The sequence below is a fragment of the Paenibacillus oceani genome, from assembly GCF_014705615.1.
Classification (GTDB): domain Bacteria; phylum Bacillota; class Bacilli; order Paenibacillales; family NBRC-103111; genus Paenibacillus_AB; species Paenibacillus_AB oceani.
Map to the genome: position 1 here is coordinate 54,067 of NZ_JACXJA010000030.1, position 18,133 is coordinate 72,199.

13 protein-coding genes are annotated in these 18,133 nt (G+C 55.3%); 1 reads left to right on the forward strand and 12 read right to left on the reverse strand.

Going from position 1 to position 18,133, the window contains the following annotated elements; translation table 11 throughout:
- The 8 genes from IDH45_RS21305 to IDH45_RS21340 form a co-directional block, all read right to left on the reverse strand.
- Complete coding sequence (locus IDH45_RS21305) at positions 1-594, reverse strand: hypothetical protein (RefSeq protein WP_190930155.1); 594 nt, start codon at positions 592-594, stop codon at positions 1-3.
- A 148-nt stretch (positions 595-742) separates the two neighbouring features.
- Positions 743-2,125 carry a glycine--tRNA ligase gene (locus tag IDH45_RS21310; RefSeq protein ID WP_190930156.1) on the reverse strand — a complete coding sequence of 461 codons (1,383 nt, stop codon included), beginning with the start codon at positions 2,123-2,125 and terminating at the stop codon, positions 743-745.
- Between the two features lie 419 nt (positions 2,126-2,544).
- On the reverse strand, positions 2,545-4,059 hold the full coding sequence (locus IDH45_RS21315) for a CAP-associated domain-containing protein (RefSeq protein WP_190930157.1): 1,515 nt from the start codon (positions 4,057-4,059) through the stop codon (positions 2,545-2,547).
- A gap of 305 nt (positions 4,060-4,364) precedes the next feature.
- Complete coding sequence (locus IDH45_RS21320) at positions 4,365-5,678, reverse strand: extracellular solute-binding protein (protein WP_190930158.1); 1,314 nt, start codon at positions 5,676-5,678, stop codon at positions 4,365-4,367.
- Positions 5,679-5,950: 272 nt separating this feature from the next.
- The gene (locus IDH45_RS21325) at positions 5,951-7,297 is read right to left on the reverse strand and encodes an ABC transporter substrate-binding protein (RefSeq protein WP_190930159.1); all 1,347 of its coding nucleotides are present in this window, start codon (positions 7,295-7,297) and stop codon (positions 5,951-5,953) included.
- A gap of 883 nt (positions 7,298-8,180) precedes the next feature.
- Entirely contained in the window at positions 8,181-9,056 is an 876-nt protein-coding gene (locus IDH45_RS21330) for a carbohydrate ABC transporter permease (protein WP_190930160.1), read from the reverse strand.
- Between the two features lie 28 nt (positions 9,057-9,084).
- On the reverse strand, positions 9,085-10,035 hold the full coding sequence (locus IDH45_RS21335) for an ABC transporter permease (protein ID WP_190930161.1): 951 nt from the start codon (positions 10,033-10,035) through the stop codon (positions 9,085-9,087).
- Between the two features lie 128 nt (positions 10,036-10,163).
- Complete coding sequence (locus IDH45_RS21340; protein ID WP_190930162.1) at positions 10,164-11,819, reverse strand: extracellular solute-binding protein; 1,656 nt, start codon at positions 11,817-11,819, stop codon at positions 10,164-10,166.
- A gap of 488 nt (positions 11,820-12,307) precedes the next feature.
- Here IDH45_RS21340 and IDH45_RS21345 point away from each other — a divergent pair, with 488 nt between their 5' ends.
- On the forward strand, positions 12,308-12,580 hold the full coding sequence (locus IDH45_RS21345) for a transposase (RefSeq protein WP_190930163.1): 273 nt from the start codon (positions 12,308-12,310) through the stop codon (positions 12,578-12,580).
- 269 nt (positions 12,581-12,849) lie between these two features.
- Here IDH45_RS21345 and IDH45_RS21350 read toward each other — a convergent pair whose 3' ends face one another.
- From IDH45_RS21350 to IDH45_RS21365, 4 genes are all read right to left on the reverse strand, one after another.
- A complete protein-coding gene (locus IDH45_RS21350) occupies positions 12,850-13,038 on the reverse strand; it encodes a hypothetical protein (RefSeq protein WP_190930164.1) in 189 nt (62 codons plus the stop codon).
- Between the two features lie 58 nt (positions 13,039-13,096).
- On the reverse strand, positions 13,097-14,293 hold the full coding sequence (locus tag IDH45_RS21355) for an acyltransferase domain-containing protein (RefSeq protein ID WP_190930165.1): 1,197 nt from the start codon (positions 14,291-14,293) through the stop codon (positions 13,097-13,099).
- Positions 14,294-14,330: 37 nt separating this feature from the next.
- On the reverse strand, positions 14,331-15,002 hold the full coding sequence (locus IDH45_RS21360) for a GNAT family N-acetyltransferase (RefSeq protein ID WP_190930166.1): 672 nt from the start codon (positions 15,000-15,002) through the stop codon (positions 14,331-14,333).
- Between the two features lie 610 nt (positions 15,003-15,612).
- A complete protein-coding gene (locus IDH45_RS21365) occupies positions 15,613-18,054 on the reverse strand; it encodes an EAL domain-containing protein (protein ID WP_190930167.1) in 2,442 nt (813 codons plus the stop codon).
- Between the last annotated feature and the right edge of the window lie 79 nt (positions 18,055-18,133).

Below are 18,133 nucleotides of genomic sequence, written 5' to 3' on the forward strand. Positions count from 1 at the left end.
TCATTCATCCACAACTTCAAATACCCGATTTTTCAACTCTTCTGGGGCATCATAAGAATTTATTATCTCACCATCTTTAGATATATAAAAAATACTATAATAAGCTGACTTATTATCCAGCCATCCTATAAACAATTGAAGCCTCATCTTCCCACTTTTTAACCCAATATCATCATACATTGAGATCTGCGTATCAGGCATGAATTTGTAATTTTGGTCAGCGTAGTAATCATAACGCCACTCAGTTAATCCATTTAGAGCATTTCCCCCCAAACCACAGGGGTTCCCGAAAAACGCCGAAACGTCATCAGGTCCTATGCCGAAGCGAATATTCAATTTGATAAATTCTTCACTAATTTCGTTACCGTACTTCTGAGCCTCGTTGCAACTCGTATTCAATTCAGGCTCGAGAATTTTTGGATCGTTACTCACATTGATATTTGGTTGTGGCGTCTCAGAATCAGTTAAATCTGGTTTAATTGAAGCCGGAACTGAAGGCTGTAGCTCATGTTTTGCTAAACGATCCTGATTTGAGCAACCAACGATAATGATAAAGCTAATAATACCGAGTAAGAAACGATTGATAATCTCCACCTCCCGGTACCTTATATATACTAGACAACTGCAAGGTTGTTAAAGTTGCGATGGACCTGTAAGCGGGCTGGAACTAATCGTCATTGAAAAAAACGCCCCGTCCCTCCCTTATATCGGGAAAGACGGGGCGCTCTTTTCGTTTATGCCATTAAAATGAAATTTTCTGCTCGATAAACGATCTCAGCTCCGCGATCGGCATACGCGTCTGCTCCATCGTGTCGCGGTCGCGGACCGTCACTTGGCCGTCCTGCTCGGATTCGAAGTCGTACGTGATGCAGAACGGCGTGCCGATCTCGTCGTGACGACGGTACCGTTTGCCGATCGAGCCGGCTTCGTCGTAATCGACCATGAAATGCTTCGCCAGATCGGAGAACACCTTCTGGGCGCCTTCCGACAGCTTCTTCGACAGCGGGAATACCGCCGCCTTGAACGGAGCGAGAGCCGGGTGGAAATGAAGCACCGTACGGCTGTCGTCGCCCTCGAGCTTCTGCTCCTCGTAAGCGTCGATCAGGAAAGCCAGTGTCACCCGGTCCGCGCCGAGCGAAGGCTCGATGCAATACGGAACATACCGTTCGTTCGTCTCCTGGTCGATGTAATGGAAGTCTTCGCCGGAGTGCTCCATATGCTGCTTCAGGTCGTAATCGGTACGGTCGGCGATGCCCCACAGTTCGCCCCAGCCGAACGGGAACCGGAACTCGATGTCCGTCGTCGCGTTGCTGTAGTGGGACAACTCGTCATCCGAATGATCGCGCAGACGGATATGGTCTTCCTTCAGGCCGAGCGTCTTCAGCCATTCGAAGCAGAACGAACGCCAGTATTCGAACCATTGCATATCCTCGCCCGGCTTGCAGAAAAATTCAAGCTCCATCTGCTCGAATTCGCGCGTACGGAACGTGAAGTTGCCCGGCGTAATTTCGTTACGGAAGCTTTTGCCGATCTGGCCGATACCGAACGGCATCTTTTTGCGCATTGTGCGCTGTACGTTTTTGAAGTTGACGAAAATGCCTTGTGCCGTCTCCGGACGCAAATATATTTGGTTCGAGCTCGATTCGGTCACGCCCTGGAACGTCTTGAACATCAGGTTGAACTGGCGGATGTCGGTATAATCGCGGCTGCCGCAGTCCGGACAAGCGATCTGGTGCTCCACGATCAGCGCGCCCATCTGGTCGAACGACAAACCGTCGACGACCATCTCGATGCCTTTCTCGGACAGTGCGTTCTCGATCAGCTTATCCGCGCGATGGCGGGCTTTACACTGCTTGCAGTCGATCATCGGGTCGTTGAAGTTGCCGACGTGGCCGGATGCGACCCAAGCTTGCGGGTTCATCAAAATCGCCGCATCGAGCCCTACGTTGTACGGCGACTCCTGGATAAACTTTTTCCACCATGCGCGCTTGATGTTGTTTTTCAGCTCGACGCCCAGCGGACCGTAGTCCCACGTGTTGGCGAGGCCGCCGTACACCTCGGAGCCCGGGAACACAAAGCCCCGGTGTTTGGCCAGTGCTACGATTTGATCCATGTTTACACTCATCTTTAATACTCTCCTCCGCTTGTCGGTTTGCCATGAACGGAGCCGGACAATAGAAAAAGCCCTCTCCCATGGCATAGATGCTATGCCTAGGGACGAGAGCTTGTAACGAGCACCCGCGGTTCCACCCTAGTTGACGCGTACGGATGACGCGCCCCCTTTGAACGTATGCAGCTCCGGATTGCCGTTTCCCTGCTTCTTTCCCCGGGCTTTCACCGTCCCCGGGTCGCTTGTGCGAAAGTGGCGTCAGGTACTATTGATCCTTCATGGCCGCAATTATGCTTTGCTCAACATTGTACCCAACTTTGCCGAAAAAAGCAACGGCTGCAAGAGCCCGGGCCCGGCCCGAACTTCGGGCGCATAACGGGCAAAATCTGTGGTTGACCCCCGTCATGCGAAGCCGGGCACCCGACGCAAATCCGCTAGTTCATCGGTGAAATGAAGTTTTCCGTATAGTACACATGCATCTTGCCGCCGAAGTACACGCCGACCCCGAGCCGCTCCAAGTCGCTGAGCAAGCTTTTCCGGTGTCCCGTAGTCGAATTGAGCCAACCCGCGTGCGCGGTAATCGCGTTCGGTTGACCGGCCGCGATATTCTCGGCGGCGCTCTCGTAATCGACCCCGCCCGTGTCCAATCGCGCTCCGAGATTTTGCCCTGACGGGGACTCGTGAGCAAAATATTGATTCACCGCCATATCCTCGCTATGCTTGCGGGCCGTGCCGGCCACCTGGTCGTCCCACTTGTACGGCTTTAGGCCGCGCTTCACCCGCGCCGCATTGGCCAGATCGAACGCCTCCAGCTCGTATGCGGTCCGGAGCCGCTCGCTCGGCGTTCCGTAGTAGTCTTTCTTCGCTTCCTCAGTATCCTTCGCGATCACCTGGATCGCCTCAATGGCGCTCCCCTCGTGGGTATCATAGTAGAACGTGACGTAGCTGCCGTCGATTTCGTACATCCCCTCCTCGACCCCCGGCGAATTGATCAAATACCGCGTAAATCCTTTCGTGATCGAATCGAGAGGTTTGCCGAACGTCTTCACCACATCGCGCGAAGCCGCTCCCGGCTGCACGGCCTCCTTCGAAGTCGTCCACCGGGACGAATTCGTGTACAAGCCGACTACTTTTCTGTCCATGATGCCGATCTGCGCATAGTTCGCATAATCCGCATTGTAAATGTACCATTCGAATCCGTATTCGCTCGCATCCCGGCGATCCGGGGCGCCCAGCTTCGTCTGAACCGACGACACCGAATCCCCGATCGACACTCCCCGTACCGCAAAAGGCTGGACCGGAGCCGGCAGCCCACTTATATACTGGGCTTTGCTTTTCAAGTTGCGAATAAATTGCACCGACTCCGCCCTGGTCAGCGTATCGCCGGCACCGAATCCTTCCACTGTACCGGAGGTTTTGCCCTGCGCCAGCCCGTTGTCGAGCAAATAGCCGATCGAGCCTGATTCGCTTAGGTCCTGCCCTTGCGAAGCGGCCAGCAGGCGAGCGGCAAGCCCCCTCTTATATGGCGTATTCGCGCGTGCCTCATCGACAGGCCAATGCATCTCGCCGGCGTAGGCGTAATACTTGGCGTACCAGGGCGCGTTCGGCTGATCGGCAATCGCCGAGCTCCCGACGTAGGCGCGAAGCAGCATCGTGACGAACTCCGCCTCGCTGACGAGCTTGTCCGGCTGAAACGTACCGTCAGCGAACCCGTCGACGACTCCCTGCTTCACTGCCCATTCGATAGACGCTCTCCCCCAGTGGGTGGTGACGTCGGAGAAGACGGAAGCTTCTGCGGCTGACACCTGCAGGAGCAGCCCCGGTCCTTTTGCCCCGTCGGCACTTGGCCATCCGGATGAACCGGCGCTTACTAGCAGCGCGGACGCCACCAGGGCGGATAAGCTCCACCGAACCATTTTCCTATTTAACCGTACATGGCTTTCACTCATAAATAGTTCCTCCTTCAATACAAGCTCTGCGAATGCTTGCGACTCCCCATCTGCGTTCGCGTTCCCCTCTTTCTTGCTTTACCCGTTTCCTTGCGGCACTCTAGCAAAAACATAAGTATTCTTCATTATAATATTCGAAAGAATTGCAGAATAGAGTCTTTTTACGCAATACGCGGCCGATTGTTCTCGTTTTTGGCCGAATGACGCATACAGAAAAACCCGGCCGTGCTCTAAAGAGCCGCAGCCGGGGCAACGTTCCGAACATACCGCGCTCGCGTAAGCGGACGGCTGCCGTTCGTCCATCCTTACTTGTTCTTATCTTCCTGAATCACTTTCTTCACCGCTTCCTCCGCTTCCCGAAGCGCCGTGTTGATATCTTTGCCTTCGTACAAAATGCCGCGCAGCGCATGAACGCCGAGCTGGGTCGTGGCGGTAGAATAATATTTGCTTTGCGGAGAAGGCGCCGCCATGTTTTTGAGCGGAATGGCCGAGATGTTCTTCCCTTTGTACAGCGCCGTATCCTGGGCGAACACCTGCTGGATGTTTTGGCTGTTCAGAGCGGGAATGAACGTGGCCGCCTTCGCCTTTTCGGTCAGGAATTCCTCGGACGTCAAGTAGTCCATCACCTGGTACGCTTCATCCGGGTATTTGCTTCCAATGTTCAGATACACGAACGTCGGGTAAGGCTGCGCCCCCTTGCCGTTAAGCGGCGGATACGAGACGATGTCCCAGTTCAGCGGAGCCAGATCCTTCTCGACGTGCAGACCGCTGATCGGAGTCCACATCGCCGATACTTGTTCCTGGAAAAACATTTTGACGAGACTGTCCATCTTCGTCTTATCCGGATTAAAGCCTGGGATCTGATAAAACCGCGCGATGTTGTTCATCAGGCTTTTCACTTCGTCGTTCGCCAGCTTCACTTCCAGCGTCTTCGGATCGACGAGACTGAGCGACTGCTGGTTGCGCAGGAAGTAATGGGTCGGGGACAAGGTCAGCCCGTAATACTGCTTGCCGCCTTCGTTGCGCGTCAGCTTGACGGACATCTCGTACAGCTCATCCCAGGTGACCCCTTCTTTCGGATACGGGACGCCGAACTTGTCGAACAGATCTTTATTGTAATAAATAACGGCCGCCTGATTGTCGAACGGGAGCGCATACAGCTTGCCGTCGCTCATCTGCCGGATCATCTCCAGCGTCTTCGGCTCGAAGCGGGACAGATCGGTTTTATACTTTTTGGCTAGCGGCTCGATATCCACCTGCATGTTGTTCAGGAACACACTGTTGTACGACAAGCCGACCGAGCCGAATACGACGTCGATTTGCTCTCCTCCGGTCAGCAGCTTGGCGAGATTGCCGCTCGTCGAAGGGATGAAGTCCGGCGTAATATGAGGGAATTTCGCTTTAATATATTTGCCGAACTTTTCCTCCCAGTATCCTTCCGCGTTGAAGTTGCCGCCGACATTGTAGAAAACAAGCCTTACCGGATCTTTCGGCTTTGGCGGTTCCGCCGCGGCCCCGTCCGCCGGCTGCGGCTGGCTGCCGCCGGAACCCGAGCCGGAGCAGGCGGATACGAGCACCAATACCGCCGCCGCTGCAAGCATAACCGATCTTCTGAGCATGAGAAGCACCCCTTACGATCTGGAATCGTTATCAGATACGAGCATGAACGAATGGTCTAAGGCCAGATGACGGACAAGATGGCGGCCGCCCCGGCTGCGGCAGCTGTAGCTTGTTGCACGGTGCGCCGGTTTATCGGTTTATTACATGTATATGGGAATTAGCGGACGATTTTGCCAACACGCGGCCGGAAGTTAGTTTCAGCACCGGTTTAGAGATCACGGCAGAGCTCTTCCGAATAGCCGCAAGCCGGATTACACCGTTTGCGCTTTGCTTACTTGGCCTGCTTCTTCTCCTTCTCTTCCGCCAGCTTCGCTTTGAGCGTCTCGTCGAGCTTGCGGAGCACGGTGTTCAGATCGTCCTTGCCGGTGGCAAAGTCGACGAACGAAGCGATAATGAACGATTGCTGATTGCCGAGCGGGATGTCGATCAGGCCCTGCTTGCGCTTCACCGTCGGATCGGTCGGCGGGTAGTAGGACACCGCCTTCATGTTTTTACTTTTGTAGATCGGATGCTCCTTGCCAAGCGCTTCCTGAATCTGCTTGCTCGCCAGCGTAGTCGGAATGCCCTGCAGTGCGTCCTTCATCTGGATCTCGTCGGACAGCATCTCCATCACGACCTCGAACGCCTCGTCCTTATGCTTGCTCGTGGCCGTGATCGCCCAGTAGGCAGGCCCGCGCTGGCTTACCCGTTTAGGCGCCCCGTTCATCGTCGGCAGCGACACGATATCCCAGTTGATTTCATTCGGGATTTTCAAGTAGACGCTGTGCAGATTGGCCGCCATCGCCGACAAACCGGTTCCGAAAGCCGCCGATTCATCCGCCGAGCTTTTCAGCGCGTTGCCCGGTATATCGTAAAACCGTTTCAGGTTCATAAATACCGACTGCCATTTCTCCGGCGCGTGCAGCTGATCCTTCTCCGGATCGAGAATCGGCATCGAGAACGGATTGTCGCGCAGCATGCCGGTCAGATTTGCGGTGAACCCGCGGTACGTCGTGCCGCCCTCCGTGCGCGTCAGCTTTTTGGCGAGCTCATATACCTCATCCCAGGTCATGCCGTCGCGCGGATAGTCGACACCGAATTTGTCGAACAAATCTTTATTGTAATACAGCACGTTCGGGAAAAACGGTGGAACCGGCAGGCCGTACAGCTTCCCGTCGCGCGTATAATCTTCGATCTCGCGGATAAACACTTGATTGAACCGGTTTAAATCGTATTTATGCTTCTGAATATAAGGCTTGAGATCGACTCCCAATTGTAAATCCAAGTAACCGGAATACAAGGACGGGATGTCGGTGCGGATCAGATCGGGGATCTCCCCCCTGCTGACCAAATCTGTAATATTGTTTCCTGCCGAGCTCGTAGTGAAATTAAACGTAATATGCGGAAATTTCTTTTTTAACGCTTCGCCGAACCGGGTGTTCAGCTCTTCCACACTTACGCCGGGAGCAAAAATCGTCATCGTATACGGATCTTTCGGGACGGGTTTGGCGTCCTCCTTCTTCTCTCCGTCTCCCGGAGCGGGCGTACTGCCCGGGCTCGCCCCTCCTCCGCAAGCAGCCAGCGAAACGGCTAACATCGAGCACACGAATAATGAAAGCGCTTTATTTGTTCGATACATGAACAACTCTCCCTTCTATCGCATATTGGCATTTTCGGTTACGTAAAACATGATTTGAATATCGCAGCGGGTTCGTGGTGGTGGATAGACGGATAAGAGAAGAATGTCGGCCGCAGCCGTCTTGGATGAGCGTCTTAGGAAGCGTCTTTGCTCGGAGTGGTTGTCTGAGAAGTACTTGGGTTGTGCGGTACGGCGTGTGGACTGGCCGCTGTTTCTGGTCACGGTCCCATCGATCGCGCGCCTGTTGCCCGGATCTGCCCCGTACGGGGTCGGTTGCAGCATCGCCCTTGAAACGGGCTGAAGCAGATCGGGTGTCCGTGTATAAACCTTGCCCCCTTCTTGCAAGTTCGTATGACCTTAGTTGCCGGTTGGATCTTTTGTCGATGTACCTTCTTTTGCAACATGATTTGCGCGGCCCGTTACATCGCGACCACCCCTTTCCCGGCGGGGAATTTTCGTATCATCACGAGTCACCCATACAAGAAAAGTACAGGTATTTTATGGAGTTTGAATTCGCTTTCATGGGGTATTATAAGGGGCCTTTCAAAAATATTCACGCCAAATTCGTATGGAATATAGGCCAAAAATTGTAACCGGTTTCAGGTGTGAATAAATGTCAGCCTCCGAGGTGTCTCCCTCCCTGTAAGACGAAGAAAGCCCCTGCTCTCCCGGCGTTATCTCCGTCTCCTCTCCAAAACGGGTCCTTGGCTCTGATGCCACTTCCTGTGCTTCGCTGAGAGCTCCGGTAACCGGGAGCTGTGCCCTTTATGCAAAAAGAGCCGCTTCTAGAGCGGCCTTGGCGTTCGATCCCTGCTTCTGCCCGTCTCCATCTGCCTTACGCGTTACTCTCCTTCTGCGTCCTTTCCAAGGAACTGCCCTGCCGCTATCCTTTCACCGCCCCGACAAATTGGCCGTGTATGAAGTACTTTTGGACGAACGGATAAATGACGATAATCGGCAGTACCGTGACCATCAGCGCCGCCATCTTCAAATTTTCGGGGTGAATGATTTGCTGGCCGATCGGATTCAGCACTTCGTCCTCCAGCCGGGCGTTGTTCAATATTTCCCGCAGTTGGAACTGAAGCGTCCACATCGATTTTTCTTTGATGTAGAGCAGCACGCCGAACCACTGGTTCCAATACCCCACCGCGCTGAAAATGACAAACGCCATCGTCATCGGAAGTACGAGCGGAAGCACGATACGGAACAGCAGCCGAAACTCCCCGGCCCCGTCGATCTCGGCCGATTCGATCAATTCCTTGGGCAGCTGGTCGATCATATTTTTATACACGATAATATAAAACGGGCTGACGAGCCCGGGCAGGATGAGCGCCCAGTACGTATTGCCGAGGCCGAGGTTCATGACGTTCAGGTATGTCGGGATCAGTCCGCCGCTGAAAAACATCGTAATCAAGATAAACGTGAACGCCGCGCTTCTGCCGACAAACAGCTTGTGGGACAGCGCATACGCCGCGCACAAAGAGACGACGACAGACAATAGCGTATTGATCACCGTCAGAGCGGCCGTATTGACGAACGAGCGCAGAAACGTGTAGTTGAAGGCGATCTTCTGATACGAATCGAGCTGGAAATCGATCGGCCACAGCCCGACTTTACCCGACAGCACGCCCTGGTAGCTGCTGAGCGAGATGGCCAGCGCATTGATGAACGGCGCCAGGATGGAGATGCAGAAGACGACGAAAAACGTATAGTTGAAACATTGAAAAACGATTCGGGACGGCGACGAATAACGGTGCACTCGGATCTCCTCCTCCTTCTGACCTATACTAATACATGCCCAGACCGGTCAACCGTTTGGACAGCCGGTTCGACCCGATGAGCAGCAGGAAGCCGAGAACGCTCTGCATCAGCCCGATCGCCGTCGTTAAGCTGTACTGGGACTGCTCCAGCCCCATCCGGTACACGTAGGTGCTGATTACGTCGGACACGTCGTAAACGAGCGGGTTCTGCATCAGGAAGATCCGGTCGAAGTCGATGCTGAATAAATGGGCGAGCCGCAGCAGGAACAGCAGCGTAATCATCGGCACCAGATGCGGAAGCGTAATATGCAGCACTTGCCGCCATCGGCTCGCCCCGTCGATCCACGCCGCCTCGTACAAGCTGCTGTCGATGCCGGCAATAACGGCGAAATACAGAATCGCCGACCAGCCGACGCCCTTCCATATATCGGCGAAGACGAGAATGCCGCGGAAGATGCCCGGCTCGGTCATGAAGAAGATCGGGTCGACGCCGAACAGCCCGATAAACCGGTTGAACAGCCCCGTTTCCGGTGACAGGAACGAATAAAACACACCGGAGACGACGATCCACGATAAGAAATGCGGCAAATACGATACGGTCTGCATGACCCGCTTGAACGCTTTCTGGTACAGCTCATTGGCCAGTAACGCAAAGATGATCGGGCTCGTAAATCCGAACAATAAATCGTAGAAGTTCAAGATCAGCGTATTCTGAAACACGGACCAGAACTTGTCGTCTGTCAGAAAGTAAACAAAATGCTCGAAGCCGACCCAGTCGCTGCGAAAGATTCCTTTGTAGATCGAGTAATCTTTAAACGCGATAATGATTCCGTACATCGGGATATAGTTGAACAAAAACAGCAGGACGGCAGTCGGGGCGAACAACAGATACAGCGACAGGAGCGTTTGGACACGCACCCGTTTTCGCTTCGGCTTGTTCGTCCCGGGAACCGTTCCAAGAGCAGCGGAGTCGTTCATCGAATCGGCACCTCCTTAAGAGAATAGCAGGCGGGATGGAGCCGCCCGCTCCCGGGACGGATCTTGCTCCGGGAACGGACGGGGACGGGGGACAGGCCACAGGCCGTTTTCAGGTTTCAGGCTGCTTATTACCAGTCGACCATCGTGTAGCCGAGCTTGCGCAGACTCTCTTCGTTCGCGTCGATATACTTTTGCAGCGGTTCGTACTTCAGTGTCCGGTACTTCTTCTCCCAATCCTGGACTTCCTTGGTGAACTGATCCATCGTAATACGCCCCATAATCGCCTCGGACGTGAACTTATTGACCGCCTGCCACATTTCCGAGTTTTTCTTGACGACTTCGTCCGGCTCGGCATAACCGGGGATGGCCGCGAGCCCGATCTTCTGCGCATCGTTCTGCAGCACGTTCATGCTGCTGCGCACCTGATTGAACAGCGGAGTACCGATTTGCAGCTCATACAGCGCGTTTTGCGCGTCCTGGCCGTCGGTGAAGCCGAAAACAAACGCCAGATGCTTCGACCAGGTGCGTTCCTTCGCTCCGAGCTTCTCGGCGATCGGGACACGTTTCCCGTCTTTCATCGTATACGTCTCGCCTTCCTTGCCCCAGAAAATTTCCTCCTTCAGCTGCTCGGAAGCGAATGCTTCGATGACGTCCCAGGCGCGGTCCTTGTTTTTGGACGAAGCCGGAATGTACAGCCCGTGCGTGCTGATCGGCAGACCAAGTCCCGGAGTGGCATATTTTTTGTCGGCAAGAACGGAAGGGTATTTCGTCAGCGGCGGAGCGAATACGAATTTGTACTTTTTCTGGACGTCGGTGCCGGTCGTCATGTTCGCAGCGAGCCCAGGCAAGATTTGATCCGCCGTGTTCCATTGGAACAACACGTTGTTGTTGAGCCATTTGGTCGACCATTTGGTCGTGTCGGTCGTCGCAAACTCTTTGTCGAACAGTCCTTCCGCATACAGCGAGCGCATCAACTCCACGGCCGCCTTATATTCGGGCAGCACGACGTTCGGGATCACTTTGCCGCCCTGAATCCGGGAGCCGTACGGATTCGCCCCGTACAGCTGGAAAAAGACGGCCCCGCCGTAAGCGAACATCGTGTCGCCGATCACCCGGTTCGACATCGGGATTGCGTCCGGCTCCGCTTTTTTAATTTTACGCAGCAGCTCCACCCAATCCTCGACCGTTTCCGGCCACTTACCGCCGTTGTATTTCTCGACCAGGTCGTAGCGGGCGAAGATGCCGGCTCCTTGCGGCCCTTTGTCGTAGGCCATCGGAATGCGCCAGTATTTGCCGCTGATCGGGTCTTTGGCGAGCTCCATCATTTGCGGCGTAATGTACTTCTGCACGATCGGGGACTTGTCGTAATACGGCTTCAAATCGATGAATGCGCCGTCTCGCCCCGCCTTGTAAGTCGGATCGGGATAGTTCGTATGCAGCAGATCCGGCAATTTGCCCGACGAGAGGAGCAGATTAAACTTCGTCTGGTAATCTTTGTACGGCGGGACCTCGACCTTCAGATCGACATTGGCGATCTGTTCCACAATATTAAGGAACGGATTGTTGCTCGGATCGGTCGTATCGAGCGGGAAATGCTCCAGCCCGGAGTTGTTGTAAAACATCGACAGCTCGATCCGTTCCTTCGCCTTCGGATCTCCACCGGGAGCGGGCGTATCGTCCCCCGCCGTGCCTTTGCCGCCGGAGCAGGCGGAGGCGATCGTACCGGCCAGCAAGACGGCGGAGATCGCAGCCGGCCACTTTCTGCTTAGTTGGCTTTTGTTCATGGACCAGAACCCCTTCCCTAATCAAATGATCGTAATAGCATGGTCTTGGGCGGTGCACGTTCTCTCTAGTCTCGCTTTGGTTGGTCCGGACGCCGCTGGAGCCGTGTCCTGGGCGACCGTACAACGTTATCTTCGCGGTAACCGGGGACGTGCAGCCGATTGGCGCGTTGTTCCTTTTGAAACGGCTGATTTGTGAAGCGCTTTCAATACAGGTGAAACGGTGAAACTTATAAAGTGCTGCTGCCTCTCCGGTCCCCTCCTCCCCTCGTTTGGAGCTGTATGATACATGTATATGCCACTATCTCGTCTTTAGTTATGGTAAATCTTTCAAGCTTATAAGGAAAAAGCATGGATCTGCTAGGTTCCTTTATTCAGCGTACGCCGCAGGTTACGTCTCTCATGAAATAACCAAAATTGGGCATAGTAAAGTTGCCAGAGGCGAATGGAATTTCGCGGCAATTACGCATCGCAAGGAGGAACTTTCCCTAATGAGCGAACATGATCGCATGGAGCCGATGTCCGGCGAACCCGTCGAGGTCGAAGGCGTCTACACGAACGAATGGGGCCGCGAGCAATTTATGGAGCGGGGCGACGTCTTCCCGGCCGACCCGATGCTCGGCACGACTTCCTGGACGCTGGTCCGCTATGAGGTCGACAGCATCACCGGCGAAACCGAGCACCATCACCTCCATCTGCCCGACAAAAATGCCCAAACCGGCAAAAACTCTCCACGTAAGCATGTGGACCGCGGGGATAAGTGAGGTAGGCGAAACAAAGCGAAAATCCCGTCCGGATGGGCGGGATTTTGTGTTGCCTATTGGCTTCGTGCATCGAATAAATCTGCAATTCTACTTACTTCCATTAATACTACCTTCACAAATCTCACAGAAGTCAAGTTTATCTCCTGTCCCGGCTCTCTCCGGACAAACAATTAAAAAACCATCGGAAGCCGCGCCAAAACGGGTGAACTCCCAATGGTCTCGTCTCTGCCTCGCATTATGACGGCCTTTTTTGCAGCCGTTCCGTCTTTCTAATGAATATCCCGGTTGTCCACAAGCTCCCGCAAATACTCGTTCTCGCGTTCCCCGCCTGTCGAGTTGTTATTCTTGATCATACTGAGACGGCCGTTGCGCAGCTCGCCGTGTTCATTCGTCGACTTCTCCTGATTGTTGTCTTTCGGCGACGCGTCGTGCTTGTTGTTGTTGTATTGGTTGGACATGAGAAGTGGAGCCTCCTTTGGCAAAATCTTGCCTTAGGATGCTCCATTCGGCGGGGCATTATGTATCGGCTTGGCCGAGCTCCACTTCGGACGCCAGCGGAGTCCCGCCCGCCGAGTGGTCCTTCAGCAAAAATCCCGCCGCGCCGTATATACGTCCCCCCGCCGCAAGATGATCGTACACGATCCGCTGCAGCGTCGTCTCTCTCGGCAGACGGGGCAGATCGTCCAGCTTCGTACCGAAGCCGAACACCCGCTCCAGCGTCTGATCCTCGTCCGACTTGATTGGCGTCACATAATAATCCGACTGGAACCGGACGATATTCGAGTCCGCCGGCAGCAGTTGCTTGAACACCGGTCCGAGCAGCCACGAGCTGCAGACGAACCCTTTGTACGGCACTTCCGGAAAATGCCGCGCCGCAAACGTGACCGCCTGCCCGTAGGAGTCCCGACACAGCTCGTGCGACATTTTGCCGCCTTCAGGGATGTGCACGTCAAGCACCGTATCGCCCGGCTCCAGCACCAGCTCCCACTCCGCATCAGACAAGCGGACCGGACTCCGGACCGCCGAGCCGTCCTTCGAGATCAGGTGTCCGGTATGGATGTTCCCGTCATACGTATAGACGGACGTCCAGCCGTGCTCCGGATCGGATATGCCATTCGTTCCGTCCACTTGCCCGTCAGCCCGGTACCGGACTACGGAGTCACTTAAGGCGGCGATTCGTCCGGTCTGCCGGTGGCGGAACGCTATTACCGGCTTCCGGTACGTGGTGAAGATAAACTGGAGACGGCCGAGCCGGAACAGCTTGCCGGTCCAATGCTTGATCAGCCAATTCGTCTGGCCGAGTCCCCATTCTCCCTGATACCGCTTGTAATGGCGCATCCATACGGCCATATCCTGGAGCGTATCGACGAGCACGTTCTCCGGAATGCCCTTCGACTCGTACCAGGAAATCGTCTGCGGCAGCGCTCCCATGTATACAACCGCGGCCAGCATCCCGGAGTGCGGGCCGGAAGCGCGCAGCCGCTCGTTCACCTCTCCGTGCGGAAGCCGCTCTACGAACAGCTCCCGGTGAAATTGCCGGGCCTTGTCCGACAAGGCCGCGTCTTCGCGTATACGGGCGGCTCCGTGACGAACCGCCTCCGTGATCTCATCCGGCAGTCCGATCGCCGCGCACGCCCGCTCCACATAGACCGGGTTCAACAAATCGCAGTTGCCGTCCTCCCCGGCCAAATCCCCCAAAAAGCTTCCCAACATTCCGCTCCCCCGCTTTCCGAACCGGCGACGGTTCCCCTTAGATTGGCAGCAGCGGTACCCGGTCAAGCTGCTCCAGACGCCGGACCATCTCGTACCACTCCTCCGGCTTTTTATCCTGAATCGCGTAATACGTCTGCAAAAACCGGGCGACCAGCGCGGCCGGCAGTTCGTTCAAGCTCTCGTCATAGGTCAGGAAGCACAGATCGAGTCCGGTTACGGCCTCCCCGTTCAGCTCCCAGGACGGATGAACATAAGGGAAGTCGAGTCGGCGATAGCCGAGGTGGGACAACACTTCACGCCGTACGAACGGGTCCATCGGCTTGATGCCGCCGAAGGCGTGCTCCTCGACCAGATACGGATTATAGATCTCGGCGAACATGCCGCTCAGCTTGCCGCCGCTGCTTGTTACCCATTCGAACAAATCTTTCTGCCGCTCTTGAGCGAGGAACCGGCCTACGCCAAGCCCTTCCTGCCCGATAATCGTGAAGTCGGTCATCGCCACGCCCATGTCGGGATAATAGCGGTATTCCGTAGCTCCGACAACCTGATCTTCGTGAACCGCCACCATGACGCGCAACCCTTCATCCAGCAAAGGCTCGGCCCACAGATCGAAAGCGAGCACCTCCTCGGCCGGGAAGATCCGCCCCATTAATTCGTGCATTTGCCGGAAATAGTCGTCATCGATGCTTCGGATACGGATAAATTCCATGTTTTATTCCACCTTTCTTCTTAGCTGCTGATACGGTTCATTCTACCAAAAAAAAGCTCAAGGATAAACGCCTGCCAGCGTCTTTAACGCTGTGGTTTATCGAGATTTAGAGCCGCTTCCACGATATACTTTCTGATAAATGAATAAGAAAAACCGTCCGGAAAAGCGTCCAAACGGCCCTTTGACATACAAACCGATACGCTAACGCGTGAAAAAGGGAATGGATCCCCCTTCCTTCGCTCCAGCCGCTCGCCCTCAGGTCGTGTTGTCTTCCATGCGGTGGTATCGCTAACGAACCCGGCAACCGTTATAAGAGCCGAATGCGAGTGTTTGAATTTGTAACGAACTCTCGTATCGTTATTTCCGCGAATCGGATCGTTTGTTCTCCACTTTGGGTTCAATAACGATCCCCGGATTCGTTACGTCTGGAATAACGTCGTTTTGCAGCAATAAGCACCCTACGATTCGTTAGGCTGTACCTGAGTATACGTTCTCAAACGCCAGGGAAGGAAACTCCTCCATTCCCTTTAGCACCGTAAAGATCAGTAAAGCTTACACTTTGCGGCAGATCAGAAGCCCTTCTACCCACCTTATATGTAGAAAAAACCGCCTACATGGCGGCTTTCCGGCTCCCGTATTCGCGCAGCAATCTTTCGAACCGGTCTGCGGGCACCGGCGGACTGAAATAGTAACCTTGCAGCATATCGCACTGCTCGCGCCGCAAGTAATCGAACTGCTCCTGCGTCTCCACCCCTTCGGCGACGACCTTCAGCTGCAAGTGTCGGGCGATGGCAATGATTGCCGATACGATCGCCGTATCGTTGTCGTCATTTGCATTGGCAATATCCCGGACGAACGACTGGTCGATCTTGATCTTGTCGATCGGAAACCGTTTCAAGTAGCTCAGCGAGCTGTATCCGGTTCCAAAATCGTCGATGCCGATCCCGATGCCCAGCTTCTTGAGACCTTGCAGCGCCTGAATCGTCCGGGTGACGTCCATCGCCATGCTTTCGGTAATTTCGAGCTCCAAATAGTTCGGCTCCAGCCCGCATTCCGACAACACGGCTCCAACCGTCTCCGGCAGATGCTGCTCCTCGAACTGCCGGTTCGACAGGTTGACGGATACCGTGATCGGCTCATACCCCGCCGCTTGCCAAGCTTTCGCCTGCATGCAGGCAGAGCGCAGCACCCACTCCCCGATCGGCTTGATCAGCCCGGTTTCCTCCGCTACCGGAATAAACACGCTTGGGGGCACATAACCTTGCACGGGATGCTTCCACCGGACCAGCGCCTCCGCACCGACCAGCGCCCCGCTCTTCAGTTCGACCTGCGGCTGGTAATGCACGTCCAGTTCGCCCCGCTCGATCGCCTTGCGAAGACCGGATTCGATCTCCAGCTTCCGGTTGGCCGCCGCTTCCATCGCCGCATCATACGCATAGGCCCGATTGCCGCCTCGCCGTTTGGCGCTGTCCAGAGCGGTCTGGGCTTTTTGCAGCAGCGATTCGCCATCCGTTCCGTCCTTCGGATACAACGCATAGCCGATGCTGGCGGACAAATGAAACTCCAGACCGCCGATGACGACGGGCGTATCTGGATGGTTCATCTTCGACGCGATCTCCGCCGCCTCGCCTTCCGTGCGGAGCACCGCCATATAGGCGAACTCGTCGCCGCCCATTCGGGCCGGGATAAAGTCACACCCACCCGTAACGCCGCGCAGACGTTCCGCGAACGATTGGAGCAACTGGTCCCCGACCTTGTGGCCGGCCGTCTGCGAGAAGGATTTGAACCTGTCCAGGTTGAGGCAAAATAAAGCGACCGACTCTTGCGCCGACCTTCCCGAGTCCAGGCAGGCTTCCAGCGCGTCCATAAAGCTTCTGCGGTTCGGCAATCCGGTCAACTCGTCGTAATAGGCCAGATGATGCATCCGGCGCTCCGTCCGTTTGCTCTCCGTAATGTCTCTCGCCAGGCAATAGGCTCCCGTAACCCGCCCCCGTGCCGAGAGCGGCACCATATGAACCAGCAGATCAACCGCCCGGCCGTCTTCTCTGCTGTAGGCAATCTCGTAGCTTTGCGAGACGCCTCCCAGCGTCCGGTTGAAATGGTACATGGCCTGCTCCGGGTTAACGCCGGATATTTCGGTCAGATGTCGGCCGATAAAGCGGGAAGACGGAAGACCGGTCAGACGTTCGACAGCGGGATTGACACTGATCAGCACGCCGCTGTGGTCCATGGAGAACACGCCGTCCGAATTGTAGTCGAACAGCGACCGGAAATGATGCTCGCTCTCGGCAAGCTGCTCCGCGGCAGTGGCTAAACGTTTGTCGAACACGGCGGCAATGAGGACGAAGCTGAGTACGAACAACGTGACCAGCGCGATGCCGTAAGCAAGGAACGGCACACTCATGCCGTTGTCGGCGGCCGTATGAAGGGTGGGCGATTCGGCATGAAACCGGGCGGCGAGCATGCCGGTATAATGCATCCCGACGATCCCGGCACCCATGATGACACCGCCGCCCCATTTGCCGTATACATAATACCGGCTCCGGGGGATGCGGAAATACAGCGACAACGACAGCGCTCCAATCGATGCGGTGATCGCGATCGCCACCGACAGCCACCATAACGCGGCGTTGTAGGTAAGGACGATCTCGTGCAACTGCATGGCGGACATGCCGATGTAATGCATCGACGAGACGCCGGCGCCCATCAGTACTCCTCCGGCCAGAAGGCCGGGCAGCGGCATTTCCTTGCGGCTGACGATATAGAGAGCGATCCCCGAGGCCAATACGGCCAACAGGTAAGAAGCGAAGACGACACCGTAGTCATAGCGGACAGGAACGGGGAGATGAAATGCGAGCATCCCTATAAAATGCATCGACCAGATGCCCGAGCCCATAGCGAAAGCGCCGCAGCTTAACCAGAGCCTGCGGGCCGGACCCCGCGCAGCCGTAATGCGGCCGGCCAAATCAAGGGCGGTATAGGAAGCAAGGACAGCCACCAGATAGGATAGCGCCATTAATCCGTGATGGTATTGTCCCCCAAGCTGCTCCATGGCGTACCTCCGTGTATCGATCGTGATGTTAGCTCCATCATAGCACCTTTTCCGACATTTTCCATCATATTTTTACTTT

Bases quoted from the DNA above. Each gene is read 5' to 3' on its own strand.
- IDH45_RS21315 (WP_190930157.1), bottom strand. From the start codon at position 4,059: ATGAGTGAAAGCCATGTACGGTTAAATAGGAAAATGGTTCGGTGGAGC.
- IDH45_RS21340 (WP_190930162.1), bottom strand. From the start codon at position 11,819: ATGAACAAAAGCCAACTAAGCAGAAAGTGGCCGGCTGCGATCTCCGCC.
- IDH45_RS21310 (WP_190930156.1), bottom strand. From the start codon at position 2,125: ATGAGTGTAAACATGGATCAAATCGTAGCACTGGCCAAACACCGGGGC.
- IDH45_RS21350 (WP_190930164.1), bottom strand. From the start codon at position 13,038: ATGTCCAACCAATACAACAACAACAAGCACGACGCGTCGCCGAAAGAC.
- IDH45_RS21320 (WP_190930158.1), bottom strand. From the start codon at position 5,678: ATGCTCAGAAGATCGGTTATGCTTGCAGCGGCGGCGGTATTGGTGCTC.
- IDH45_RS21325 (WP_190930159.1), bottom strand. From the start codon at position 7,297: ATGTATCGAACAAATAAAGCGCTTTCATTATTCGTGTGCTCGATGTTA.
- IDH45_RS21360 (WP_190930166.1), bottom strand. From the start codon at position 15,002: ATGGAATTTATCCGTATCCGAAGCATCGATGACGACTATTTCCGGCAA.
- IDH45_RS21365 (WP_190930167.1), bottom strand. From the start codon at position 18,054: ATGGAGCAGCTTGGGGGACAATACCATCACGGATTAATGGCGCTATCC.
- IDH45_RS21355 (WP_190930165.1), bottom strand. From the start codon at position 14,293: ATGTTGGGAAGCTTTTTGGGGGATTTGGCCGGGGAGGACGGCAACTGC.
- IDH45_RS21335 (WP_190930161.1), bottom strand. From the start codon at position 10,035: ATGAACGACTCCGCTGCTCTTGGAACGGTTCCCGGGACGAACAAGCCG.
- IDH45_RS21345 (WP_190930163.1), top strand. From the start codon at position 12,308: ATGAGCGAACATGATCGCATGGAGCCGATGTCCGGCGAACCCGTCGAG.